Origin of the sequence: Nonomuraea sp. NPDC048892, from assembly GCF_040649735.1 — a bacterium.
Lineage (GTDB): Bacteria > Actinomycetota > Actinomycetes > Streptosporangiales > Streptosporangiaceae > Nonomuraea > Nonomuraea maheshkhaliensis.
On record NZ_JBEZFZ010000011.1, the window covers coordinates 277,854 to 299,457 of the forward strand.

General features: G+C 71.2%; 23 protein-coding genes and 1 pseudogene. 15 read left to right on the top strand and 9 right to left on the bottom strand.

Annotation, left to right across the window (positions count from 1 at the left end):
- Positions 1 to 44: 44 nt before the first annotated feature.
- Positions 45 to 458, top strand: a complete 414-nt coding sequence (locus AB0C28_RS32730; RefSeq protein ID WP_357859553.1) for a MarR family winged helix-turn-helix transcriptional regulator — start codon at positions 45 to 47, stop codon at positions 456 to 458.
- Positions 459 to 1,853: 1,395 nt separating this feature from the next.
- Positions 1,854 to 2,108 (top strand): hypothetical protein, encoded by a 255-nt coding sequence (locus tag AB0C28_RS32735; RefSeq protein WP_357859550.1) that lies wholly within the window; start codon positions 1,854 to 1,856, stop codon positions 2,106 to 2,108.
- A gap of 457 nt (positions 2,109 to 2,565) precedes the next feature.
- Here the strand turns inward: AB0C28_RS32735 and AB0C28_RS32740 are convergent, their stop codons facing one another.
- Entirely contained in the window at positions 2,566 to 2,811 is a 246-nt protein-coding gene (locus tag AB0C28_RS32740; RefSeq protein ID WP_358079906.1) for a hypothetical protein, read from the bottom strand.
- On the opposite strand from AB0C28_RS32740, the gene AB0C28_RS32745 reads away from it, so the two are divergent.
- From AB0C28_RS32745 to AB0C28_RS32765, 5 genes are all read left to right on the top strand, one after another.
- A complete protein-coding gene (locus tag AB0C28_RS32745; RefSeq protein ID WP_358079905.1) occupies positions 2,692 to 3,333 on the top strand; it encodes a class I SAM-dependent methyltransferase in 642 nt (213 codons plus the stop codon). The two genes, AB0C28_RS32740 and AB0C28_RS32745, sit on opposite strands and share 120 nt — an antisense overlap.
- Positions 3,334 to 3,358: 25 nt before the next feature.
- Positions 3,359 to 3,943 carry a TetR/AcrR family transcriptional regulator gene (locus AB0C28_RS32750; RefSeq protein ID WP_358079885.1) on the top strand — a complete coding sequence of 195 codons (585 nt, stop codon included), beginning with the start codon at positions 3,359 to 3,361 and terminating at the stop codon, positions 3,941 to 3,943.
- Entirely contained in the window at positions 3,940 to 4,701 is a 762-nt protein-coding gene (locus AB0C28_RS32755; protein WP_358079886.1) for an alpha/beta hydrolase, read from the top strand. The genes AB0C28_RS32750 and AB0C28_RS32755 overlap by 4 nt, the downstream gene beginning before the upstream one ends.
- Positions 4,702 to 4,957: 256 nt before the next feature.
- Positions 4,958 to 5,158 carry a helix-turn-helix domain-containing protein gene (locus AB0C28_RS32760; RefSeq protein WP_358079887.1) on the top strand — a complete coding sequence of 67 codons (201 nt, stop codon included), beginning with the start codon at positions 4,958 to 4,960 and terminating at the stop codon, positions 5,156 to 5,158.
- 62 nt (positions 5,159 to 5,220) lie between these two features.
- Positions 5,221 to 5,517, top strand: a complete 297-nt coding sequence (locus AB0C28_RS32765; RefSeq protein WP_358079888.1) for a VOC family protein — start codon at positions 5,221 to 5,223, stop codon at positions 5,515 to 5,517.
- Positions 5,518 to 5,527: 10 nt separating this feature from the next.
- Here the strand turns inward: AB0C28_RS32765 and AB0C28_RS32770 are convergent, their stop codons facing one another.
- Complete coding sequence (locus AB0C28_RS32770; RefSeq protein WP_358079889.1) at positions 5,528 to 6,142, bottom strand: TetR/AcrR family transcriptional regulator; 615 nt, start codon at positions 6,140 to 6,142, stop codon at positions 5,528 to 5,530.
- On the bottom strand, positions 6,142 to 6,990 hold the full coding sequence (locus tag AB0C28_RS32775; protein ID WP_358079890.1) for an oxidoreductase: 849 nt from the start codon (positions 6,988 to 6,990) through the stop codon (positions 6,142 to 6,144). Before AB0C28_RS32775 ends, AB0C28_RS32770 begins: the two co-directional genes overlap by 1 nt.
- 150 nt (positions 6,991 to 7,140) lie before the next feature.
- On the opposite strand from AB0C28_RS32775, the gene AB0C28_RS32780 reads away from it, so the two are divergent.
- On the top strand, positions 7,141 to 7,686 hold the full coding sequence (locus AB0C28_RS32780) for a GNAT family N-acetyltransferase (protein WP_358079891.1): 546 nt from the start codon (positions 7,141 to 7,143) through the stop codon (positions 7,684 to 7,686).
- Here the strand turns inward: AB0C28_RS32780 and AB0C28_RS32785 are convergent.
- The gene (locus AB0C28_RS32785; protein ID WP_358079892.1) at positions 7,683 to 10,529 is read right to left on the bottom strand and encodes an AAA family ATPase; all 2,847 of its coding nucleotides are present in this window, start codon (positions 10,527 to 10,529) and stop codon (positions 7,683 to 7,685) included. The genes AB0C28_RS32780 and AB0C28_RS32785 overlap by 4 nt on opposite strands.
- Positions 10,530 to 10,597: 68 nt before the next feature.
- On the opposite strand from AB0C28_RS32785, the gene AB0C28_RS32790 reads away from it, so the two are divergent.
- A complete protein-coding gene (locus AB0C28_RS32790) occupies positions 10,598 to 11,824 on the top strand; it encodes a GNAT family N-acetyltransferase (protein WP_357859521.1) in 1,227 nt (408 codons plus the stop codon).
- 111 nt (positions 11,825 to 11,935) lie between these two features.
- Here the strand turns inward: AB0C28_RS32790 and AB0C28_RS32795 are convergent, their stop codons facing one another.
- Positions 11,936 to 12,673, bottom strand: coding sequence for a fasciclin domain-containing protein (locus AB0C28_RS32795; protein WP_357859518.1), 738 nt, complete (start codon positions 12,671 to 12,673; stop codon positions 11,936 to 11,938).
- Positions 12,674 to 13,128: 455 nt separating this feature from the next.
- Here AB0C28_RS32795 and AB0C28_RS32800 point away from each other — a divergent pair, with 455 nt between their 5' ends.
- The 4 genes from AB0C28_RS32800 to AB0C28_RS32815 all read left to right on the top strand — a co-directional run bounded on the left by AB0C28_RS32800 (position 13,129) and on the right by AB0C28_RS32815 (position 18,844).
- A complete protein-coding gene (locus AB0C28_RS32800; protein WP_358079893.1) occupies positions 13,129 to 13,737 on the top strand; it encodes a TetR/AcrR family transcriptional regulator in 609 nt (202 codons plus the stop codon).
- A 667-nt stretch (positions 13,738 to 14,404) separates the two neighbouring features.
- Positions 14,405 to 16,108, top strand: a complete 1,704-nt coding sequence (locus tag AB0C28_RS32805; RefSeq protein WP_358079894.1) for an enoyl-CoA hydratase-related protein — start codon at positions 14,405 to 14,407, stop codon at positions 16,106 to 16,108.
- A gap of 16 nt (positions 16,109 to 16,124) precedes the next feature.
- Entirely contained in the window at positions 16,125 to 17,654 is a 1,530-nt protein-coding gene (locus AB0C28_RS32810; protein WP_346102029.1) for a UDP-N-acetylglucosamine 1-carboxyvinyltransferase, read from the top strand.
- A 68-nt stretch (positions 17,655 to 17,722) separates the two neighbouring features.
- On the top strand, positions 17,723 to 18,844 hold the full coding sequence (locus AB0C28_RS32815) for a tyrosine-type recombinase/integrase (protein ID WP_358079895.1): 1,122 nt from the start codon (positions 17,723 to 17,725) through the stop codon (positions 18,842 to 18,844).
- Positions 18,845 to 18,916: 72 nt separating this feature from the next.
- On the opposite strand, the gene AB0C28_RS32820 is transcribed toward AB0C28_RS32815, so the two are convergent.
- The 4 genes and pseudogenes from AB0C28_RS32820 to AB0C28_RS32835 all read right to left on the bottom strand — a co-directional run bounded on the left by AB0C28_RS32820 (position 18,917) and on the right by AB0C28_RS32835 (position 20,467).
- The gene (locus AB0C28_RS32820; RefSeq protein WP_358079896.1) at positions 18,917 to 19,288 is read right to left on the bottom strand and encodes a hypothetical protein; all 372 of its coding nucleotides are present in this window, start codon (positions 19,286 to 19,288) and stop codon (positions 18,917 to 18,919) included.
- The gene (locus tag AB0C28_RS32825) at positions 19,285 to 19,602 is read right to left on the bottom strand and encodes a hypothetical protein (protein ID WP_358079897.1); all 318 of its coding nucleotides are present in this window, start codon (positions 19,600 to 19,602) and stop codon (positions 19,285 to 19,287) included. Before AB0C28_RS32825 ends, AB0C28_RS32820 begins: the two co-directional genes overlap by 4 nt.
- A 126-nt stretch (positions 19,603 to 19,728) precedes the next feature.
- Positions 19,729 to 19,797 (bottom strand): annotated as a pseudogene (locus AB0C28_RS32830) (TetR family transcriptional regulator); the annotation flags it as partial.
- A gap of 76 nt (positions 19,798 to 19,873) precedes the next feature.
- Positions 19,874 to 20,467: a helix-turn-helix domain-containing protein gene (locus AB0C28_RS32835; protein ID WP_358079898.1), complete on the bottom strand. Its 594-nt coding sequence runs from the start codon at positions 20,465 to 20,467 to the stop codon at positions 19,874 to 19,876.
- 90 nt (positions 20,468 to 20,557) lie between these two features.
- On the opposite strand from AB0C28_RS32835, the gene AB0C28_RS32840 reads away from it, so the two are divergent.
- Together AB0C28_RS32840 and AB0C28_RS32845 are read left to right on the top strand one after the other, a co-directional pair.
- A complete protein-coding gene (locus tag AB0C28_RS32840; protein ID WP_357859497.1) occupies positions 20,558 to 21,019 on the top strand; it encodes a cupin domain-containing protein in 462 nt (153 codons plus the stop codon).
- Positions 21,020 to 21,293: 274 nt separating this feature from the next.
- Positions 21,294 to 21,604, top strand: a 311-nt coding sequence (locus AB0C28_RS32845; RefSeq protein WP_358079899.1) for an SLC13 family permease, incomplete at its 3' end; no start/stop codon positions are given.

Consider the following 21,604-nt stretch of genomic DNA (forward strand, 5'->3'; position numbering starts at 1 on the left):
CAATATCAGTGACTGTACGATCCTCGGGAAGGAGCACCCGCCAGGTGAATACCGCCGCGCGGATCTGGGGGCTCAACCACCGGCTGCTGACCGCGGTCATGAACAGCTGCAGCGAGCAGCTCGACGAGCTCGGCCTGGACACCAAGGAGTTCTTCGTACTTGGCGAGGTCGACGAATGCCGCTACCCGGCCGAACTCGCCGCCCGGCTGATGATGCCCAAGGCGAGCGTGACGGTGTACCTGCGCAACCTCGTGGCCAAGGGCTTCGTCCAGCGCGAGATCGACGAAGGCGACCTGCGCCGCCACCGCCTCGTGGTGACTCCGGACGGCCAGAAGGTACTCGATCGCGCACTGGCGACCCTGTCCGACAACTTCGAGCAGTGGCTCGCAAGACTCGAAACGCAAGAACGCGACGAACTCCAGCGACTCCTGGAGAAACTCCTCCGGCACCAGCAGTGACCCGCCACGTTGCGGCGGCTGCGGCGATCGTGGCAGCGAGAAGGGCACCCTGAGCGAGCCTGCTACCACATGCCGCTCATGGGCCGTTCAGGCCTGGGGCCTTGAGGATCGGCGCCCATCCATGAAAAAGGCCCGCCGCGCCCCGCGCGACGAGCCGTACCGGACGAAGAGAGCGGCCACCCGTCCCCCCTCCTGGACGGGCCACCCCCAGCGATCAGCGCACCACCCGCAACGGCGCACGCCCCGCACCCGCAGGAACCGGCGCCGGAGCAGGGGAGGGTGCCGGCCGCGGACGCGCCACCTGCTGCGTCACCTCCTGGGCCGCCTCCTGAACCTGCTGCCGGGTCACCCGCTGCGCCTGATCCGCCGCCTCGGCACACCCGCCCGAGCAGTACCCGTTGGTCACGATCAGCCGCCCCCGCGACGCCGTGTACGACTCCTTACCGGAAGCGGGCAGAACCCCCCGACACATCGGACATAAAACCGACTGGTTCCCCACGTGCTGCTCCTCTCGCGGCGCGAATAGCAGGACTTCCACCCTAAAACCACATCTCCCGCCAAGGACAGCGAATCAACACAACGTCAAAACGCCCGTCAACGCCCCCCAGAACCCGCCACACCACCACGCCCACCCGCGAAACCCCCGCTCACCACACCCGCCCGGCCCATCTCATCACCCTCACGGACCGTACGAAGAGGGCGGAAAAATCTTCCCACCCGCCGCACCCGTCCTGCCCGGCGAGGGCGTGACACCGGGGGAGAGCCTGCCATGGAGGAGAATGGCCGCATGACCAACTGAAGAGCGCCCGGCGGCCGGCAGCGGTGGCTCAAGATCACGGCCGGATGGACGATTCCCGATGGTGACCGGCAGATCTGCGCGACCTGTGGGACGCCCGTCCGCTCATACGTGTACCGGTGCCATCCGCCTGAGTCCTCCATGTTCGAGCGGTGCGTCGGGTTCACCTGGTGTTCCGGCTGCCGCGTCTACTCCGGCACGATGGTGCACGTTCCCCAGAGGCGAATCCTCGTCGATGCCCTGGCGTCGCTGCCTCGCGACCGGCGGGAACGTCTCGAACGAAGCGAATCCGCACTGATCGAATACTTGGACCGGAAGTTGCGGGGAGGTGGGCCGCCATCCGGTCGTTGATCGCGGGCCGGATGCGTCCAGTGGTGCCCGGCTCGCCGTCGACGGCGGGGAGGTTCGATGAGGCGGCCCTCGTCTCCAACGAGATTCGGCAGCGCAGATCGTGAACGCGGCGAAGAGGCGCTCGCCCGCTGGAGGGGAGCGTCCGGCCCCTCCTCGGAACGGTTACTTGACATAATGTTCATTATCAAGCAACTACGGTAGCACCGGATAGTCCGAATAATCCGCGTCCGCGCGGGCAGGCGCAGCGCATGATCCCGCTCGACATCGCCGCCCCCAGCCTCGTCGCGCTCACCGCCGTCGTCACCGCCGGCGCCATCTGGCTGATCATCCTCGCGGTACGCCTCACCAAGAGCCCGCGCAACCGGCCCGGCATCAGTGTCGATCTTGTCGATCAGGTGCGCGAGTTGAAAGCGCTCGGCCAGATCCAGGAAGCCGTGTTCTTCGTGCGCGGTGAGACCGGGATGAGCCAGCGCGCCGCCGCCCGCTTCGTCAACCGGCTGTGACCCCCTGCCTGCGCCGGGTCATGCTTCGATGCCATACCGAACAGAATGGGGCTTCTGTATGGTATGGGTAGATTTCGTACTGAATGCACGTTTTGTAGTCTCTGCGGCGGCCATCCACTGAGCTCTTCAGGACGTCGTCGGTGGCGGTTCGCCGTTCTCGTCGGCCGTCGCCAGGTGGGCGGATTCTAGGGTGGTGGCGCCTCGCCATGGCGCTCTGACCTGTGGAAATCGGCGAGTGTGTCAAGGCGGTGCCGACGTGCTTCTCCCCTGCCCCGTACGGCGTTGCGGTCGCGGCCGGGTAGGCCGCTCCCCTGCTGGGCGGCAGGATCCGCCAAGCGAACGCGTGTCCCTTTTGTCGCGTATTGGGTGCTATAGGTCGGCGAGGTGTCATGTGCGGCTCCCCCGGGGCTGCCTCGTTGTATCGGCGAATGACCTCAGAGCCGGGGTGCCGCCCGCCCTACGCCCCGTCTCCCCCTGCGAGCGTCGTTCGCTGATCCAGGAAACGCTGCTGCTCACTCTCCGCGCCAGAGCCCTGGACGCCCAGCAGGCCGGCCCTATCCTCGGTGACACGCTCTCCGCGGACCTGGCCGGCCGCATCGATTACGACTTCGCCAAGCTGAAGGTCAAGCCCAGTCTTGTCGTCACCACGGCGCTGCGCGCCAAGATGCTCGACGGTGTCGTCCGTGCCTTCGTCGCCGCTCATCCCGGATGTGTGGTGCTCGACCTGGGCTGCGGTCTGGACCCCAGGATGGCCCGTTGTGATCCCCCGCCCGGCGTGGACTGGTACGACATCGACTTCCCGGAAGTGGTGCGCCTGCGAAGGGACTACGGCCGTTGCTTCGCATCGTCGGCTCCGGCGCCCAGCTCGGTGATGCTGGTGTCGTGGTCGCGGAGCATGCGTATGACGGTGGCCGGGGAGGGGTGCCGGCTCCTCTTGGCGCTCTGGGTGATGACCAGGCGGGAGGCGATCTCGCGGAGGCTGAGGTCTTGGTCGCGCAGGTGCAGGGCCATGGACAGCATGGCCTCATCGGTGACGGTGGCGCCGCCGATGGCCGTGCCGTTCTTGCGGGCGGACTCGTGGCCTTCCAGGGTGCGGTCGCGTATGTATTCGCGTTCCATCCCGGACAGGGCGGCCAGCACGGTGAACACCACGCCGGACAGGAGGACATCGGGCAGTCGGCGGACGACATCGCCTGCCTATCGAGAGCTATTCTGTGAACAATAAACCAATCTGTTCAAATGGAGACAACATGCCGTCGGCGTTCTCCGAGGAAGAGCGGTTGCGGATCACCGAGCAGTTGCTCGACACTGCCACCCAGCTCTTTTCGACCCAGGGGTTGCGCAAGACGTCCCTGGAAGAGTTGACCGCTCCTGCGGGCATCGCCAAGTCCTCGCTGTATGCCTTCTTCAACTCCAAGGAGGACCTGTACTTCGAGGCGATGCTGCGCCAGAGCGAGCAAGTCCGGCGCCGGGTGATCGACGAGGGCCTCAACCGCGGCGCCGACACCCGCGACGCGCTGCGCCGCTTCCTGCGCGCCACAATCGCCGAACTCGACAGCAACCCGCTCTACCGGCGGCTGATGTCCCAGCCCCAGGAGATGGCCGCGGTCGCCGCCAAGCTCACCCCCGAGCGCATGGCCGCAGCGACGGACGGCCCGACGGCCGATGTGCTCCAGTTCCTCAGCACCCATCTGAAAGACGATCCGCAAGTCCTGTTCGGCGTGCTGCGCGCGGTCCTGCTGACCCCGCTGCACGCCGAACACCTAGGCACCGAGATCTACCCGGCCGTGATGAACCGTCTGATCGACGCGGTCACAGAAGGGATCACCCCATGATGAACGGCCTGCCGTACCTGTCCGCCGGCGCGGGAGCACCCTTGGTCGTCCTGCTCTACACCCCGCAAGCGGCCAACCCGACGGGGTTGGCACGCTGGTCCACGATGCGGATGGTGCGACCGTTCACCAAACACTTCACCGTCTATGTCGTCAACCGGCCACCCGGGCTGCCGTCAACCACGACGATGGCCGGCCTCGCCGCCGTCTACGCGCAAGCGATCAAAACCACCTTCGACGGCCCGGTAAACATACTGGCCATCTCCACCGGCGGCTCCATCGCCCTGCAACTTGCCGCCGACCATCCCGGCCTGGTCAACCGACTGGTCCTGGCGGGCACGGCCTGCACTCTCGGCCCTGTGGGCAAGCGAGCCCAACGTAACTACATCGAACGTGCACGCCAATGCAGGCGGCCCAGCCCCGCCCTGGCCGAGATCGTTACCGAATCAGCGATCGGCCAGAGACTGCTCCGATGCCTGCTGTGGCTGTCGGACAGCGACCACAAGGACCACAGCGACGCCGTCACCGTTCTCAACGCCGAAGACGGCTTCGACGTGCGCGGTCGGCTGCACAACATCAAGGCGGCCACACTGCTGATCCAGGGTGGCAAGGACCTCGTCTACCCGCTGGAACTGGCCCGGTACACGGTCGAGGGCATCCCCGACGCCCAACTCGTCGTCTACCCAGGCCGCAGCCACAGCGGCACATTCACCGATAAGCGCTTCACCTCCGACGCACTGGCCTTCCTGACAGACACGTGATCAAACTCAGCCGCCTGGGTGCGCCGGATACATCATCCACACCGGCGCAACCAAGCCTGGCGATCGGCATGGCCGTCTACCACTCCAGATACTTGGAGATCAGGCCCAGATGGTCCGAGCGGGTCTGATCGAGCTTGCCGTACAGCGGCAGTGATCATCAACTCGCCACAGGACGTCAACTCCTACGTTTCCGCAGTTCAGGCGCTACTTCGTTGAAAATTTCTTCATTACCCGCTTCGCCGCCTGGGCCATGCGGATGCTCACCCTCACCCTGCGCAGCCTGGAGCGCGACGGCCTGGTGGAGCGCACCGTCACCCCCACCTCGCCGCCTCGGGTGGACTATGCCCTGACCCCGGTCGGGGAGACGCTCTCGGCCCAGGTCTCTGGACTCATCACCTGGGCCGAGCAGCACCGCGCGTACGTCGCCGCCTCCCGCCTGCGCTACGACGCGTCCTGAGATGTCGACGACGGCGTTGGCGGAGGTGCCGCAGGTGCTGCCACCAGGGCGGACAGGCAGGCGTGTGGGTCGTGCACGAGGTGGGTGACGATCGGGCGGTGCTGCGTTCGGGCCGTGAGGTGGGGCCGTTCCTGGAGTTCGTGCGGCAGACGCCGGGGGCGGAGCCGGTGTGGAGCCGGATTCATGTCGATCTGCTGCCGGAGCGCGGGCAGGAGCAGGCTGCTGAGGTGGCCCGGTTGCGGGAGCTGGGCGCCAGAAGCGCTGATGTGGGTCAGGGTGAGGTGTCGTGGGTGGTGCTGGCCGACCCTGAGGGCAACGAGTTCTGTGTGCTGGGGCGGGGTTCCTCCGCGGCGCAGTGATCGCGGGCTGTCAGGGGGTCAGGCCGGCGGTGATCAGCCAGATGTGCTCGCAAGTCGCCGACGCGCGTTGGAGGCTGTCGCCGGGTTCCTGTGAGGCGTGGTAGAAGCTGCGTTCGATCATCCAGCACAGGGCGCGGGCCATGGCGGCGGCCTGGTCGGGGCCGGTGCCGGGTGGGACGCCCGCCTTCTCCAGGACGGCGGTGATGGCGGTGATGAACAGGTCGGCTGTGTGGCGCCACAGGTCGCCGATCTCCGGGACGGTCAGCGACAGGTCGATGGCGGTGCGCATGACGAGGCCGTGCTCGTTCCACAGTTCGACGGTGCGGCGCATGGCGGCGGTGATGGCCTGGCGCGGGTCGTCGCTCGCGGCCGTGGCGCGGGAGCGTTCCCGCAGGTGCTGGACGGTCCGGGCCACGAGTGCGGTGACGACCTCCTGTTTGGAGCCGAAGTAGAAGTACAGGGCGCCGCGGGTGATGCCGGCGCCCTGGGCGATGTCGCCGACGGTCATCGCCTCGTGGCCCTTGTCGGCCAGGAGGGCTTCGCAGGTGTCGAGGATGGCGCGTTCGCGCAGGTCGCCTTTGCGCTCGCCGGCGCGGCGGCCGCGCGGGGGGTGCTGGGCGGGCATCAGAGCTGGGTGCCTTCGGGGAAGTCGGTGCTGCGCGAGAGTGTCTGCCAGGTGCGGATGTCGTCGTCGACGGCGGTGCGGGCGGCGCCGATCAGCCGCAGCGCGTCGGAGCCCAGGACGAGGTGGGCGGGCGGGTGTTCGAGTGAGGCGATGTGGACGACGGCCTCGCCCGCCTTGGCGGGGTTGCCGAGCTGGTTGCCGCTGGCCTTGCGGCGGGCTTGGCGGATCGGGGTGAACAGTTCGTCGTAGTCGGTGATGGAGCGGTCGGCGCGGGTCATGGATCGTCCGGCCCAGTCGGTGCGGAAGCTGCCGGGCTCGATGGCGGTGACGTGGATGCCGAACGGGGCGACCTCCTTGCCGAGCGCTTCGAGGACGCCTTCGAGGGCGAACTTGCTACCGCAGTAGGCGGACATGCCGGGCACGGCCATGAGGCCGGCCATGGAGGTGACGGCCATCAGGTGGCCGCGGCGGCGCCGGCGCATGTGGGGCAGGGCCGCCTGGAGGGTGGCCATGGCGCCGAAGACGTTGACGTCGAACTGGCGCCGTACCTCGGTCAGCGGGGTCTCTTCGAAGATGCCTTCCAGGCCGTAGCCGGCGTTGGCGATGACGACGTCGAGCGGGCCGATGGTGTGTTCGATGTCGTCGATGGTGGCCGGGACGGCGTCGCCGTCGGTGACGTCGAGGATGCGGGCGTGGGCGTGGCCGGGGTCGAGTGCTTCGAAGGCGCGCAGGTCGTCGTGGGTGCGGACGGTGCCGGTGACGGTGTGGCCGGCGGTCAGGGCGGCTTGGGCGAAGGCGCGTCCGAGGCCGGTGCTGACGCCGGTGATGAGCCAGTTCTGGGTGTGCATCGCTTTCTCCGTGCGGGGTGTCGATGGGGCTGAGCCGCTCCCCTGCGATGAAATTCTACACTATGTCGATTTTTGTCATCACAGTGTTGATTCCGGGGGTGGGTGGAGGGTGCCCGGTGTCCGGGTCGTGCTCGCGGTAGGTTGCCCGCCATGATGAAGATCGGACCCGTCGCCTGGCCCCCTGAGCCGATCACGACCGAGCGGCTCCTGCTGCGCGAGTCGCAGGCGCGCGACCGTACGGCGTTTGTCGAGCTGCTGGCGTCGGAGCGGGTGCACACCTACCTCGGGGGCGCGCGGCCGCGGGCGGAGCTGGAACGTGAGCTGCCCGACGTGCCGGGGCGCTCGGCCGGGAGCTTCGTCGTCGAGCTCGGCGGGGAGATGATCGGACTGGTCCAGCTCAGGAGGGCGGCCGAGCATCACAGCCCGGCCGCGGTGGGCAAGGCCGATCTCGGGTACCTGTTCCTGCCGCGGGCGTGGGGGTCCGGGTATGCCGGGGAGGCGTGCGGGGCGGCGCTCGGCTGGTTCGACGGCGTCCTTCCCGGCGAGCCGGTGATCCTGACCACCCAGACCGCCAACATCCGCTCGATGCGGCTGGCGGCCCGGCTGGGGTTCGAAGAGGTGGAACGGTTCACGGCGTGGGGCGCCGAGCAGTGGCTCGGCCTGCGGCCGCCTTCCGGCGGGGGTGCTGCGGGTTAGGCGGGGCCGGTCAGGCCGTCGCGGAAGGCGATGGCCGCCGCCTCGGTCCGCGTGGCGGCGCCCAGTTTGGCCAGGATGTGGGAGACGTGCACGCCCGCCGTGCTCGGTGAGATGTGCAGGCGGGCGGCGATCTGCCGGTTGCTCAGCCCTTCGGCGATCAGCCTGAGGACGTCGTGCTCGCGCTCGGTGAGCCCGTCGGCGGCCTGCCGGGGGCGGGTGAGCAGGGCGATGTCGCGGGTGAGCGGCGCGGCGCCCAGCTCGGCGGCCAGTGCCGCGGCCTCGCTGAGGCGGGCCGTCGCGCCGGGCCGGTCGCCGGTCTCCAGTGCGGCCCGTGCGCCGTGGTAGAGGCTCAGGGCCAGCTCGTACGGCTGGCGCAGCTCCCGGAAGGCGCGTACGGCGTCGTCCCAGCCGTCGTCGCCGATCAGGGCGTGCAGCATGATCCGCCAGGCGCGGTCGAGCCGCCCGTCCACGCTGAGCGCGGCGTCGGCCGCGGCGAGTTCGGCCTGGCGCCGCGCCACCCGCTCCCGCAGGTCCTGGCCGGCGGCGGCGGTGAGGCGGGCCCGCTGGGCGAGCGCGCCGGCAAGGAGGACCGGGCGGGCGTCACTGCTGTAGACGCGGTACAGGGCCGGATCGGCCAGGGCCCGCTCCAGGAGCAGGTCGGCGCGCTCCGGGTCGCCCTGGGCGACGGCGAGCAGGCAGAGCAGCTGATGGCGGGGAAACAGGCTCGCACTGCCCGAGCGCTCGGCGGGGTGCCCGGCGCCGGCGTCCGCTTCGACGCCGGCCGAGGCGTCGATACCGGCCGAGATTTCTGCGGCGGACGCGGCTTCGGCGTCTGTCGCGGCGCGGGCGGCGGCGGGAACGTCGCCGCGCAGCAGCGCCAGGTAGCCGGTCAGGACGAGCAGGGCCTGGCGGGACAGCGGCGGCGGATCCTCCTGAAGGCTTTCACGCAGGACGGTGCCCGCCTCCTCCCACCGGCCGGCAAGGATCAGGCTGCGGCCGGCGTAACGGGCCAGTTCGGCGCCGCGGCTTCGGCCCAGCCCGTACCGGCGGGCGTGACGGATGCCGTCGCGGGCCGCCTCGGCGGCGCGCGGGTGGTCGCCGGCCTTGGTGTGCAGGGTGGCCTCGTACATGGGGACGGTCATGAGCAGGTCGTGACCGTCCAGGCGGCCGGCCAGGGTGCGGGCCTCGGCCAGCATGCCGAGGTCGCCGGTCATGGAGGCGACGCCGAGCAGGCCGCGGATCGTGACGGTGGCGTCGCCGGTGCGCCTGCCGATGGCCAGCGCCTCCTCGAACGAGGCGCGGGCCCTGTCCTCCTCCGGCAGCAGGCCCATGGCCAGCACTCCAAGCAACTGCCCGCGCTGGACGCCGGCGGGACCGGCCGGGCCGGCGGGCAGCAGGCGCAGGGCGTCTTCCCAGTCGCTGACCCCGGTCCCGTTCAGGCGATGGCGCAGCCTGCCGCGATGCTCCAGCAGCTGCGCCGCCCGCGCCGGATCGCCGCGCCGATCCACGGCGGCGAGCCCAGAGGTGGCGTAGCCGATGCCGCGGGCGTAGTCGCCGCTGAGCATGCACGCCTGCGCGGCGTCGGTCAACACGTCGATCTCGTCGCGGCCCAGGGGCACGTCCGGGTCCCACAGCCGCAGGACCTGCTCCAGCATGCGGACCTGCTCCTCGTAGGCGTAGGAGGCGCGGGCCTGGTCGGCGGCGTGGCAGGCGGCGGTCAGGGCGGTGCGGTGGTCGCCGGCGGCGTGGGCGTGCGCGGCCAGTTCGGCGTGGGCGCCGGTGCCGTGCAGGGCTTCGGCGTAGCGGGCGTGCAGGCGGGCCCGTTCGCCCGGCAGGAGGTCCTCGTAGACCACGTGCCGGATGAGGGCGTGGCGGAAGTCGTAGCCGTCTCCTGCGGTGAGCAGGAGGCTGCGGTCGACGAGTTCGCGCAGCAGGGCGTCGAGTGCGGCGCCGTCCTTCCCGCTCACCCGCGCCAGCAGGCGGTGGGAGAGGCGGCCTCCTGCGACGGAGGCGACGCCGAGCAGGTCGCGGGCCGGGCCGGGGAGTGATCGGGGGCCGTACAGGAGCAGGTCGCGCAGGCTGTCGGGGGTGTGTTCGCCGGCGCGGGCCAGGGCTTCGACGAACAGGGGGTTGCCGTCGCTGCGTTCGTGGACGCGGCGTACGGCGTCAGGGCCGGGTTCTGTGCCGAGGATGGCGGCCAGCTGGCGGGCGACGTCGTGGCGGTCGAGGCGTTCCAGGCGCAGCATGGTGGTGCGCGGGCGGCGCGACAGCTCGGCCAGCAGGGGGCCGAGTTGCCCGTCGGCGGGGCCGGGCGGGCGGTGGGTGATCGCGAGCAGGACGCCGGGCTGGGTGAGGTTCCTGGCCAGGAAGCCGAGCAGCTCGCGGGTGGCGGCGTCGGCCCAGTGCAGGTCCTCGATGAAGACGACGAGGGGCCGGTCGGCGGCCACGCGTTCGACGAGCGTGAGGATCTCCTCGTACAGGCGGTGCTTGCCGCCTTCGGCCTCGCCCGGCTCGCCGAGCTCGGGGAACCAGCGGGCCAGTTGCCGGTAGGGGCCGGGCAGCACGCCGTCCAGGCGGATCAGGCGGCGCAGTACGGTGACGAACGGCGCGTACGGCAGGGCGTCGCTGCCGAGCTCGGCGCAGGCGCCCTCGGCCACGCGCACGCCGGGCCCGAGTGAGCGGGCGAACTCGGCGAGCAGCCGTGACTTGCCGATCCCGGCCTCCCCCGCCACCAGCGCCACCGCCGGCCCCTGCCCGACGGCGGCCTCCAGGGCCGCGGCCAGGGCGCCCGACTCCTCGCCCCGGCCGACGAACACCGGGCTGACCACGCGTTCCGCCACCACCGCGCCAGCATATAAATAGGCAGATCGCCTGATGCGCGGCGCCTGTTTACCCGGTCAGGCTACGAGGCATGACAACGACTTACCCGCTGCGGGTCATCACCGCCGACCAGGTCGACGCGTGGGCTCGCATGGTCACCACGACGTACGGCCAGGACTGGATCGAGGGCGGCCTCAGGAACGCCGCCGTCTCGCTCGATCCCGGTCGCACGCTGGCCGCCTTCGACGGCGGGGACATCGTCGGCGGCGCCTCCGTCTACGGGCGCGTCATGACGGTCCCCGGCGCGACGGTACCCGTCGCCGGGATCACGCTGGTGGCGGTGCTGCCGACGCACCGGCGCCGCGGCATCCTCACCGCGATGATGCGCGAGCAGCTCACCGGCCTGTACGAGTCGGGCGGCGAACCGGTCGCGGCGCTCAACGCGGCCGAGGCGACGATCTACGGGCGGTTCGGGTACGGGGTGGCCAGCCAGGTGGCCGAGATCCGGGGGGACAAGAGGTTCATGGCGCTGCGGCCCGGCGCCGATCTCGGTGACGGGACGATCCGGCTGCTGGGCCGGCAGGAGGCGCTGCCGTTGCTGGAGAAGACCTACGACGTCGCCCGGCGGGACGGGGCCGGGTGGGTGGACCGGACGGAGCGGTTCTGGCGGGCGCGGCTGGCCGACGGGGAGCGGGTGCGTGAGGGCGGCGGGACGGCGCTGCGGTTCGCCGTGCACACCGAGCCGGGCGGGGAGGTGAGCGGGTACGTCCTGTACCGCTCGAAGCAGAAGGTGGTGCGGGTCGTCGAGCTCGTGTCCACCACGCGGCAGGCGTACGCCGCGCTGTGGCGTTTCCTCATCGACCTCGACGCCCACACCGGCCTGAGCTACGACGGCGCGGTGGACGAGCCCTTGAAGCACCTGCTGGCCGATCCGCGCGCGGCTCACACCACGGTGGTCGACAATCTGTGGGTGCGGCTGGTGGACGTGCCGCGGGCGCTGGCGGCCCGCCGCTACTCGGCGCCGCTGGACGTGGTCGTGGAGGTGCAGGATCCGTTCTGCCCGTGGAACGCCGGCCGTTACCGGCTGCGGGCCGGTGGGGAGGCGGTCACCTGTGAACGTACGCGGGCCGCTGCCGATCTGCGGCTGACCTCTGCCGAGCTGGGCGCGGCGTACCTGGGCGGCACCACCTTGTCGTCCCTGGCGGCGGCCGGCCGGGTCGAGGAGCTGCGGCCCGGGGCGGTCGCGGCGGCCTCGCGGGCCTTTCGCGGGGAGCGGGAGCCGTTCCACCCCTCGGGCGCGGCCTTCCCCGCCTTCTGAACCGCGCGATGTATGGCCTTCCCGCTGCTGCATCCCGTGCGGGAACGGGAGAGGCACGGCCGCCGGTGACGGTGGCCGTGCCTCTGGCCGGTGGTCAGGTCCGCGGGCGCCTCACTGGGGCATGAGGACCTTGTCGACGATGTAGACGGTGGCGTTGCTGGTCGGCACGTTGCCGCAGACGATCTTGGCGTCGTTGACGGTCAGGTCGTCGCCGGTGCCCTTGACGGTCAGCTCGCCGCCCTCGAGTGTCTTGAGCGTGGCTCCTTCCTTCAGGTCGTCGGGTCCGAGCTTGCCTTCGACGACGTGGTAGGACAGGGCCTTGGTCAGGATGGTCTTGTCGGCCATGATCTTGTCGCGGGCGTCCTTCGGGATGGCCTCGAAGGCGGCGTTGTCGGGTGCGAAGACGGTGATGTCCTGGGCGGAGTTGAGCTTCTCCTCCAGACCGGCCTGCTTGATCGCCTCCGACAGCATGGACAGGTCCGTGACCTTCGACAGGGCGGTGGCGACGGGCTGGTCGGCGCTGCCGGTGAGGCTCTCCTCCAGTGGCGCGCAGCCGGGGCCGGACGGGCTCGCGGTGGCTCCCGGTGTGCTCTCCCCCGGTGTCGTCTCGCCCGGGGCGGGTTCGTCGGTCGCCGTCTCCTCGGGTCCCGTCTCCTCCGGCGTCGTCTCCTCGGGCGCGGTCTCCTCAGGTGAGGTCTCTTCGGGTGAGGTCTCGGTCTCTCCCGGCATGGTGGTGGTCTCGCCCGGCACCGGTGAGCCTTCCGGCTCTGGGGTGAGGGCGGAGGCGGCCGTGGTCCCGGCGGTGGCGGTGGTCAGCGCCAGTGCCGCTGCGAGAAGCACTCGTTTCACTGGTGTCCCCCGAATCTTTCGAGCCGGCGGGCGGGCCCGCTGCGGCTCCGATCGACGCAGAACTCATCGTGCGAGTGCTTCCAGTGTCCGTGCTGGCAGGAGAAGCCCAAGTACGGTGCCCGCTATGAGGCGACAAAGTAGGTAATGGTCGGTTAATGCGGGGGCGGCGATCGCCGTTCAAACCCCCTTCCGGCGGCCTTCTTCGCGGACCGCCACAGGCGCCCGGCGGCCCGGGCCGCGGGACGAGGCGGCCTGGCCGGGCAGGCGGCGCCGGGTGACGTCCTGGACGCGGCAGGAGCCGAGCGCGCGCACGTGGCGGGCTTCTCGGCCGGCGCCTGGACCGCGGTCTGGGCCGCGGTGAGCCGGCCACCCGGTCAGGGCGGCCGGCTCACGGCGAGAGGCACGGCGAGCATCATGGCGGGAAGCGCGGGACGGACGGCGGGAAGGTGGCGGGCATGCCCCGGCAGGTGGACCATGAGGCGCGGCGGCGCCGGCTGACCGAGGCGCTGCTGCGCAGCGCCGGCACCCGCGGCCTGCGGGTGGTGTCGATGCGGGAGATCGCCGCCGAGGCCGGGGTGTCGCTGCGCGTCGTGCAGTACTACTTCGCCGGCAAACAGGCCCTGCTCGAATCCGGGCTCGCCGAGCTGGGCGCCCGCATGGACCGCCGGGTCAGGCGGCGCATCGCCGCCGCGGGCGAGCTGACGGCGCGGGGCGTGCTGGCCGCCGTCCTGGCCACGATCGTGCCCTGCGACGAGGACAGCCGCCTGGACTCCATGGCCTGGACCGCCTACTTCACCGCCGCGCTCACCGACCCGGCGCTCGCCGCGGCCGGGCTGCCCCTGCCCGGCGCGCTGGAGAACGTCCTCACCGCCCGGCTGGCCGGCGCGCAGCGGGCCGGGCAGATCCCGCCGGGCCGTGACCCGCGTACCGAGGTAGCCGCCCTGCTGGCCCTGGCCAACGGCCTGACCTCCAGTGTCCTCAGCGGGCAGCGCGACCACCGGGCCGCCATGGAGATCGTCGCCTACCAGCTGGACCACCTGTTCGGCCCCGAGCCGTCGTCCTGACCGGGACCGGCGGTCACGCTGGGCGACGGGGTGCGGGCGGATCGTGGCGCGGGCGGGGTGTCGTTGAGGGGGCGGGGGTTTGGATCGCGGTTGGGCGGGGTTGTTCAAAGGCCATGACGGTGACTCCTGCCCTGGGCGTGACCTGCGAAGACGGGCCGCGGGGCGATGCTGGGGGTGTGCCGGAGCACGCCGCGTCGCCGGGGTGACGAAGCGGGTGGGTCTCCGGCGCGGGTGGTGCGCTCGTCAAGGAGGGCGTGTCATCGCTGGGGGCCCGGGCAGCTCCCCCGCCCGGGCCCCTTCGGCGGGGCCTCTAACGGTGGAGTCCCTTCGCGGGCCCGCCGGCGCGTTCCTCCCGGCGGGGTCTCCGGTGGCCGGCGGGCCCGGCCCGCGCGGGCCGGGATTTTCGGCCGCGGGACGGCCGGGGTGCATGCGGAGGCTCCACCCACCCTGCGGGATTTTTCCGGCAAAGTGGGTCATTTGGGTCCGCGTGGTGCGGTTTTTTGCGGTGAATCGTCACGAGCAGTAGAGGATTCGTGTCAGCATCGATGACATGTATGGGTCATATGGGATTGCCGTAAATGGGTGTGACCGGTGGGACCACCGGCTGTCCGCCCGGTAGTCCCCGCCCCGGTGCCACTGCTCCCCCTGCCTGGAAAGAAGTCCCGCGTTGCGTATCTTGCTGCTCTGCTCCTCCTTCAACGGCCTGACCCAGCGTGCCTGGCTGGAGTTGCGCCGGGCCGGTCATGACGTGAGCGTCGAGCTGGCCGTCTCGCAGGAGGCGATGGTGGAGGCGGCCGAGCTGGCCAAGCCGGACCTGATCATCTGCCCGTTCCTGAAGGAGCGGGTGCCGGACGGCTTGTGGCGGGCCTACCGTACGGTGATCATCCACCCGGGGCCTCCCGGGGACCGGGGGCCCTCCTCGCTGGACTGGGCGATCGCGGACGCCGAGCCGGAGTGGGGGGTCACGGCGCTGCAGGCGGTGGAGGAGATGGACGCGGGCCCGATCTGGGGGTTCCGGACGTTCCCGATGCCGGCCGAGCCGCCGCGCAAGTCGGCGCTGTACAACGGGCCGGTGGCCGACGCGGCGGTGGAGCTGGTGGCCGAGGTGGCGGCCAAGGCGGGCGAGTCCTCGTTCGTGCCGGAACCGCTGGACTACCGCTCCCCCGAGGTGCGCGGGCGGCTGCGGCGGGCGATGCGGCACTCCGACCGGGAGTTCTCCTGGGAGGAGCCGACGCAGGACATCGTGCGGCGGGTGCGGGCGGCCGACGGCGCGCCGGGTGGGCGGGCGCGGCTGTGCGACCTGCCGGTACGGGTGTTCGACGTCTACCGCGGGCCCGAGCTGGAGGGCACGCCCGGGCAGGTGGCGGCGCGGCGTGAGGGCGCGGTGCTGGTGCACACCGGCGACGGCACGGTGTGGGTCGGCCACCTGAGGCTGGAGAAGGAGGGCGCGATCAAGCTGCCTGCGGCGATGGCGCTGGGCGAGCTGGTGGCGCAGGTGCCGGAGCGGTCGGGCTACAGCGAGATCACCTACGACCGCAGCGAGGGCGTCGGCGTGGTCAGCTTCGACTTCTACAACGGGGCCATGTCGACCGATCAGTGCCGGCGGCTGGCCTCGGCGCTGCGCTACGCGGTGGCGCAGGACACGCGGGTGCTGGTGGTGCGGGGCGGTGAGGTGTTCTCCAACGGCATCCACCTGAACGTGATCGACGCGGCCCGCCATCCGGAGCTGGAGGCGTGGATGAACATCAACGCCATCAACGCGGTGTGCCGGGAGATCGCGGCGTGCACGACGCAGCTGGTGGTGGCCTCGATCGGGGGCAACGCGGGCGCCGGCGGGGTGATGATGGGGCTGGGCGCCGACCGGGTGATCATCCGTGACTCGGTGGTGCTGAACCCGCACTACCGCACGATGGGGTTGTTCGGGTCGGAGCTGTGGACGTACACGCTGCCGCGGCGGGTGGGCGCCGAGCGGGCGCGCCGGCTGACCCAGGACGCGCTGCCGATCGGGGCGGCCGAGGCGGTGGAGTGCGGGCTGGCCGACCGGGCGCTCGGCGGGTCGCGGCTGGACTTCGAGCGGCGGGTGCTGGAGTACGCCGAGCGGCTGGCCGCCGATCCGGGTTATGATCGGTTGCTGGCCGGTCGGCGGTCGGTGCGCGAGGTGGACGAGCGCCGCAAGCCGCTCGACGCCTACCGCGCCGAGGAGCTGGCCGAGATGAGCCGCGACATGTTCGACGACCGCAGCGGGTTCCGTGAGGCCCGGCGGGCGTTCGTGCACAAGGCGAAGGCGCAGGCGACGCCGGAGCATCTGGCGCGTCATCGGGAGTTGTCCGGCGCGTCGGCCCCCAGTGGCACCGGGGCATCTCATATGTGAGATATGGTCTGCTGTTGTGGCAGATGATTACCTTGTGCGGATCGGGCGGCTGATCCGGGACGCGCGCCAGCATCGCGGATGGACGCAGCTGCAGCTGGCCGACGCGCTGGCGACGAGTCAGAGCGCCGTCAACCGGATCGAGCGCGGCAACCAGAACATCAGTCTTGAGATGATCGCCCGTATCGGCGAGGCGCTCGACAGCGAGATCGTCTCGCTCGGCTACGCCGGGCCGATGCATCTGCGGGTGGTGGGCGGGCGCCGGCTGTCGGGCAGCATCGACGTCAAGACGTCCAAGAACGCGTGCGTGGCGCTGCTGTGCGCGTCGCTGCTCAACTCCGGCCGTACGATCTTGCGGAAGGTCGCCCGGATCGAGGAGGTCTACCGCATCCTGGAGGTGCTCGCCTCGATCGGGGTGCGGGCGCGGTGGATCAACGAGGGCAGCGACCTGGAGATCGTGCCTCCGGCCCGGCTGGAGCTGGAGGCGATGGACACCGAGGCGGCCCGGCGCACCAGGAGCGTGATCATGTTCCTGGGGCCGCTGATGCACCGCACCGAGCAGTTCCAGATCCCGTACGCGGGCGGCTGCGACCTCGGCACCCGTACCGTGCAGCCGCACATGTCGGCGCTGCGCCACTTCGGGCTCGACATCACCGCGACCGGCGGCTTCTACCACGCGCGGGTCGACCGCGGCGCGGCGCCGGCCCGGCCGATCGTGCTGACCGAGCGCGGCGACACCGTCACCGAGAACGCCCTGCTGGCCGCGGCCCGCCACGACGGGGTGACGGTCATCCGCAACGCCTCCTCCAACTACATGGTCCAGGACCTGTGCTTCTTCCTGGAGCAGCTCGGCGTGCGGGTCGAGGGCATCGGCACCACGACCCTGACCGTGCACGGGCTGGCCTCCATCGAGCGTGACGTCGACTACTCGCCGTCCGAAGACCCGGTCGAGGCGATGAGCCTGCTGGCCGCCGCGGTGGTGACCTCCTCGGAGCTGACGATCTGCCGGGTGCCGGTGGAGTTCCTGGAGATCGAGCTCGCGGTGCTGGAGGAGATGGGGCTCGACCACGACCGGGGGCGCGAATACCCGGCGGCCAACGGCCGTACCCGGCTGGTCGACCTGACGGTGCGGCCCTCGAAGCTCATCTCCCCCATCGACAAGATCCACCCCATGCCGTTCCCCGGCCTGAACATCGACAACGTGCCCTTCTTCGCCGCCATCGCCGCCTCGGCGCAGGGCTCGACACTGATCCACGACTGGGTCTACGACAACCGGGCCATCTACCTGACCGAGCTCACCCGGCTCGGCGCCTCGGTCAAGCTGCTGGACCCGCACCGGGTGCTGGTGGAAGGGCCGACGCGCTGGCGCAGCGCGGAGATGATGTGCCCGCCGGCGCTGCGGCCGGCCGTGGTGGTGCTGCTGGCCATGATGGCGGCCGAGGGCACCTCGGTGCTGCGCAACGTCTACGTCATCAACCGCGGCTATGAGGACCTGGCCGAACGGCTGAACGCCCTGGGCGCCAGGATCGAGACCTTCCGCGACATCTGACTTTTCGTCGGTGGCGGCCGATACCGTCGTCCTTGGATCTTCGTGACGCGAGGAGAAGGGGGTTGCCGGTGCGGCCTGCGGAGCTCGACCGGTTGACGGTGGCGGAGGCGGCGGACCGCTATGTGGAGCTGGTGCGAGCCAGGACACTGACGGGGGCGCTGTCCCCCGCCACGGCCGAGGTCTACGCGCGCGACGTTGGCACGCTGGTGGAGCTGGCCGGGGCCGACGTCGTGCTGGACGACCTGACGGGCGCCGACGTGGACGCGATCCTGCTGGCCTTCGCCCGCAAACCGGACGGCCGCACCACAGCCGGCCGCGCGGCGGGCGGCGCCGGGGCAGCAGGCGCGGGAGCAAGCGGCGCGAGGGCGGGTGGGGCCGGAGCAAGCAGCACGGGGGCGAGAGGCGCTGGCGGGGCCGGAGCACGATCAGGACAGTCTCCGTCGTCACAGGCACGCTTCCGGCGCTCGATCTCCGCGCTGTTCAAACACGCCGCCCTGGCCGGATGGGTGCAGCTCAACCCGATGACCCGCTCGGCCGTGACCGCCAAGGAACGCGGCGGGCTGCGGCCGGAGCGCCGGGCCCTGACCCGCGAGCAGGCCCAAGGGCTGATCGGGGCCGCCCGCGAACTCCCGCAGGCCCAGGCCGACCAGAACAAACGCCGCGACCAGCGCACGGAGCTGCGCGACGCGGTGATCGTGCTGCTGCTGACCACCGTCGGGCCGCGCGTGTCGGAGCTGGTGCGCGCCAACGTCGAAGACTTCTTCACCAACGACGGCGTCCGCTACTGGCGCATCTTCGGCAAGGGCGGCCGCACCCGCGACGTGCCACTGCCCGGCGACGTGGCCCTGGTGCTGCAGGAATACCTCACGCGCGGACGGCCGGACGGGCAGGACAAGGCGCTGCTGCTGTCCTGGCGCGGCCGGCGCCTGGCCCGCGGCGACGTCCAGGCCGTGATCGACCGCGTGCAGCGGCGGGTGGACCCCGACCAGCGGCGCACGGTCACCCCCCACGGCCTGCGCCACACCACCGCCACCCACCTGCTGGCCGACGCCGTCGACATGGACGCGGTACGGCGGGTGCTCGGTCACAGCGACCTGTCCACGCTCGGCCGCTACCGCGACGACCTGCCGGGCGAGCTGGAGGTCGCCATGCGCACCCACCCCCTGCTCCGCGACCGCCCGCCCACCTGACCGCGGACGAGCCCGCAGGCCGGGAGAGGTGGTCAATCGGCATCCGCGTCCCAGGCAGGCCATCAGGGGTGGTCAGCGGAAGTCGGCGGCGTGCTCTCGCGCCCATTCGGCGAAGGTCTGGGCGGGTCGTCCGGTGAGCTTGCCGACGATGACGGAGGTCTCGGGCACGGCCTCGGCGCCCGCCGTCCACGCGCGCATGATGGCCTCCACCCCCATCGCGGGCATCGCCCGGCCCAGGTCGGCCCGCGCCTGCTCGGGGGGGACCACCTCGATCGGGATCCGCCTGCCGGCGGCGGGCAACGTTTCCGGCACCTCCAGATCCGCCGCCACATGAGAGGCGTCCGGCGTCCTGCTCGTCAGCCGGACCGGCACGCCCGACGCGGTCAGGCCCGCGGCGACGTGGCGGCCGATGCTGCCCCGGGCGCCGAAGACGACAGTGATCATGGTGTGGGCCTCTCCTCATCCTCGGTGAGCAGTGCGACGAGCTGGGTGCGCAGGAGCCGCCGGGTCTCCGGTGAGAGGGGGTCGCCGCCGAGGATGTCGCGGACCAGCTGCGGCATCGTGATGGGCGCGAAGATGATCGCGTAGGCGGCCAGGAGCGCGAACGCGGGATCGAGCCCGGCGCGGATCTCACCGTCCTGCCGGCGTCGGCGGGTCCTGTCCACTGACGCCGCCATCGCCTCCCGCTGCCGCTCCGCGTCCCGCCCGCCCTCTTCGGCGTCGGTGAACGGGCAGTCGCCCAGGGCCTGCCAGACCACGAGCCTGGCCCAGTCGGGCTGATCGAGTGTCGCGTCGAGCTGCGCGCCGAGAGACTCGGCGAACGACGCCCCGGGCGGGACGAGCTCCGCCTGCGCCTCCCGCCACCGGCGCCGGAGCTCGTCGAGCAGCCCCTGTTTGCCGCCGAAGTAGTAGGAGATGAGCTGCTGGTTGACGCCCGCCCGCGCGGCGATGCCCGCCGTCCGGGCCCTGGAGGGCTCTGGGCCGCCTCGTCGGTGCGGACGGCACCGCGCCCCGACGAGGCGGAGGCCGTCAAGCCGGGAGGGGCGGGGCCTCCGGGTCGTGGCCGAGGGTGGCGCGCAGGGAGCTCAGCGCCTCCGGGAGCAGGTCGCGCAGGGCCCGGGTCTCGCCTGGGCGTGTCCAGGCCCGGAAGGCCACCTGCTGGGCGAGCATGGCGACGCTGGCGGCGAGGTATGCGGCTTCCGGATCTCCGCCCCGCGCCCGCAGCGCGGCCGCGATGGCCTCGGTGAGCGCGGCGTGCTTGCCCAGCTCGCGTTCCAGCAGCTCCGGGTTGGCGGCGATGACGGCGTAACGGTGCCTCACCACGGCCCGGCGATGCTCGAACATCTTGTCGGCGACGGCCTCCAGCGCGCGCATGACGACGTCGAGCGGCGGCAAGGCTTCGTCGCCGGCCGCGATCTCGCCGATGATCTCCTGCTGCAGCTCCGAGCTCAGCCCGAACAGCACCTCGCGCTTGTCGCTGAAGTGATTGAAGAACGTTCGCTGGGTGAGCCCCGCTCGCTGGACGATCTCGGCGACCGTCGTGCGCTCGAAGCCCTGTTCGTCGAAGAGCTCGAGCGCGGCGGCCTGCAGGCGATCGACGGCGCCCGGTTTCCATCGCGGCATGCCACGATTCTAACGCGACTTCACATTGTGCATTCATCGGTGCTAGCGTCATGATTACACAAGATGTAATCACTTTTGGGAGGTCTCCCCATGGTCAAGGTGTCGATCGTCGGCCCCGGCGACGGCGAGCTCATCGCCAACGGCCCGTCACAGATCCGGATCCTCGAAGACGGCAGCAACACCGATCACCGCCTGGGAATCGGCGAAGTCGTCATCCCCCCGCACACCCCCGGCCCGCCGCAGCACCGCCACGCCCAGCACGACGAAGGCTTCTACGTGCTGTCGGGCAACGTGCGCTTCACCATCGGGGTGGACGACCACGACGTCGGCCCCGGCACGTGGGTCACCGTCCCGCCGGGCGCGCCGCACACCTTCGCCAACCCGGGCGACGAGCCGGCGGTCATGCTCACCACCTTCACTCCGGACCTGTACGTGCAGTACTTCCGCGACCTCAAGGCCATGGTCGAGTCCGGCCGGCCCATGAACCGCGAGACCATGGCGCCGATCTGGAAGAACTACGCCACCGAACCGTCCACCGAATTCGCGCCCTGACCTCCCGCCGGGCAGGGGGCAGGGGGCAGGGGGGCGATCCGGCGGGCCAGGACCCTTGAGCCCGCCGCCCTCCCGGGCGCTTCGGTTCGGCGGGATTCGAGATGTCCTGATACGGTCACTGCAGGTGCGCCGGGAAGTCTGGTCGGCAGATCCCCGTCCCGTCGCCTGAAGGATGTGCTCACATGCGCACCCGTGACCTGCCCGCCGGCGTTCCCCTGCCCGATGACGACCGCCGCCTCCCGGCACCGGCGGCCCGGGCCCGGACGTCCGCGGCATGAGCGTCCTGTCCTGGGTCAGCGTGGCGGTCTTCCTGGCCTCCTACGCGCTGATCGCCACCGAGCGGATCCACCGGGTCGCCGCCGCGCTCGGCGGCGCGGGCGTCATGCTGGCCGTCCACGCCACCGGCGCCGAGGCGGCGTTCTTCTCCGAGCACTCCGGCATCGACTGGAACGTCATCTTCCTGCTGCTCGGTATGATGATCATCGTCGGCGTGCTGAAACAGACCGGCGTTTTCGAATATCTGGCCATCTGGGCGGCCAAGCGTGCCCGCGGGCGGCCGTTCCGGCTGATGGTGCTGCTGGTGCT

What these genes read in the sequence shown, in the direction of transcription:
- AB0C28_RS32735 (WP_357859550.1), top strand. Translation starts at nt 1,854, where the DNA reads ATGATCCCGCTCGACATCGCCGCCCCCAGCCTCGTCGCGCTCACCGCC.
- AB0C28_RS32840 (WP_357859497.1), top strand. Translation starts at nt 20,558, where the DNA reads ATGGTCAAGGTGTCGATCGTCGGCCCCGGCGACGGCGAGCTCATCGCC.
- AB0C28_RS32740 (WP_358079906.1), bottom strand. Translation starts at nt 2,811, where the DNA reads ATGAGCGGCGACGAAGGCACGGACGACACCGTCGAGCATCTTGGCGCG.
- AB0C28_RS32820 (WP_358079896.1), bottom strand. Translation starts at nt 19,288, where the DNA reads ATGATCACTGTCGTCTTCGGCGCCCGGGGCAGCATCGGCCGCCACGTC.
- AB0C28_RS32750 (WP_358079885.1), top strand. Translation starts at nt 3,359, where the DNA reads ATGCCGTCGGCGTTCTCCGAGGAAGAGCGGTTGCGGATCACCGAGCAG.
- AB0C28_RS32775 (WP_358079890.1), bottom strand. Translation starts at nt 6,990, where the DNA reads ATGCACACCCAGAACTGGCTCATCACCGGCGTCAGCACCGGCCTCGGA.
- AB0C28_RS32770 (WP_358079889.1), bottom strand. Translation starts at nt 6,142, where the DNA reads ATGCCCGCCCAGCACCCCCCGCGCGGCCGCCGCGCCGGCGAGCGCAAA.
- AB0C28_RS32760 (WP_358079887.1), top strand. Translation starts at nt 4,958, where the DNA reads ATGCTCACCCTCACCCTGCGCAGCCTGGAGCGCGACGGCCTGGTGGAG.
- AB0C28_RS32790 (WP_357859521.1), top strand. Translation starts at nt 10,598, where the DNA reads ATGACAACGACTTACCCGCTGCGGGTCATCACCGCCGACCAGGTCGAC.
- AB0C28_RS32755 (WP_358079886.1), top strand. Translation starts at nt 3,940, where the DNA reads ATGATGAACGGCCTGCCGTACCTGTCCGCCGGCGCGGGAGCACCCTTG.
- AB0C28_RS32780 (WP_358079891.1), top strand. Translation starts at nt 7,141, where the DNA reads ATGATGAAGATCGGACCCGTCGCCTGGCCCCCTGAGCCGATCACGACC.
- AB0C28_RS32800 (WP_358079893.1), top strand. Translation starts at nt 13,129, where the DNA reads ATGCCCCGGCAGGTGGACCATGAGGCGCGGCGGCGCCGGCTGACCGAG.
- AB0C28_RS32835 (WP_358079898.1), bottom strand. Translation starts at nt 20,467, where the DNA reads ATGCCGCGATGGAAACCGGGCGCCGTCGATCGCCTGCAGGCCGCCGCG.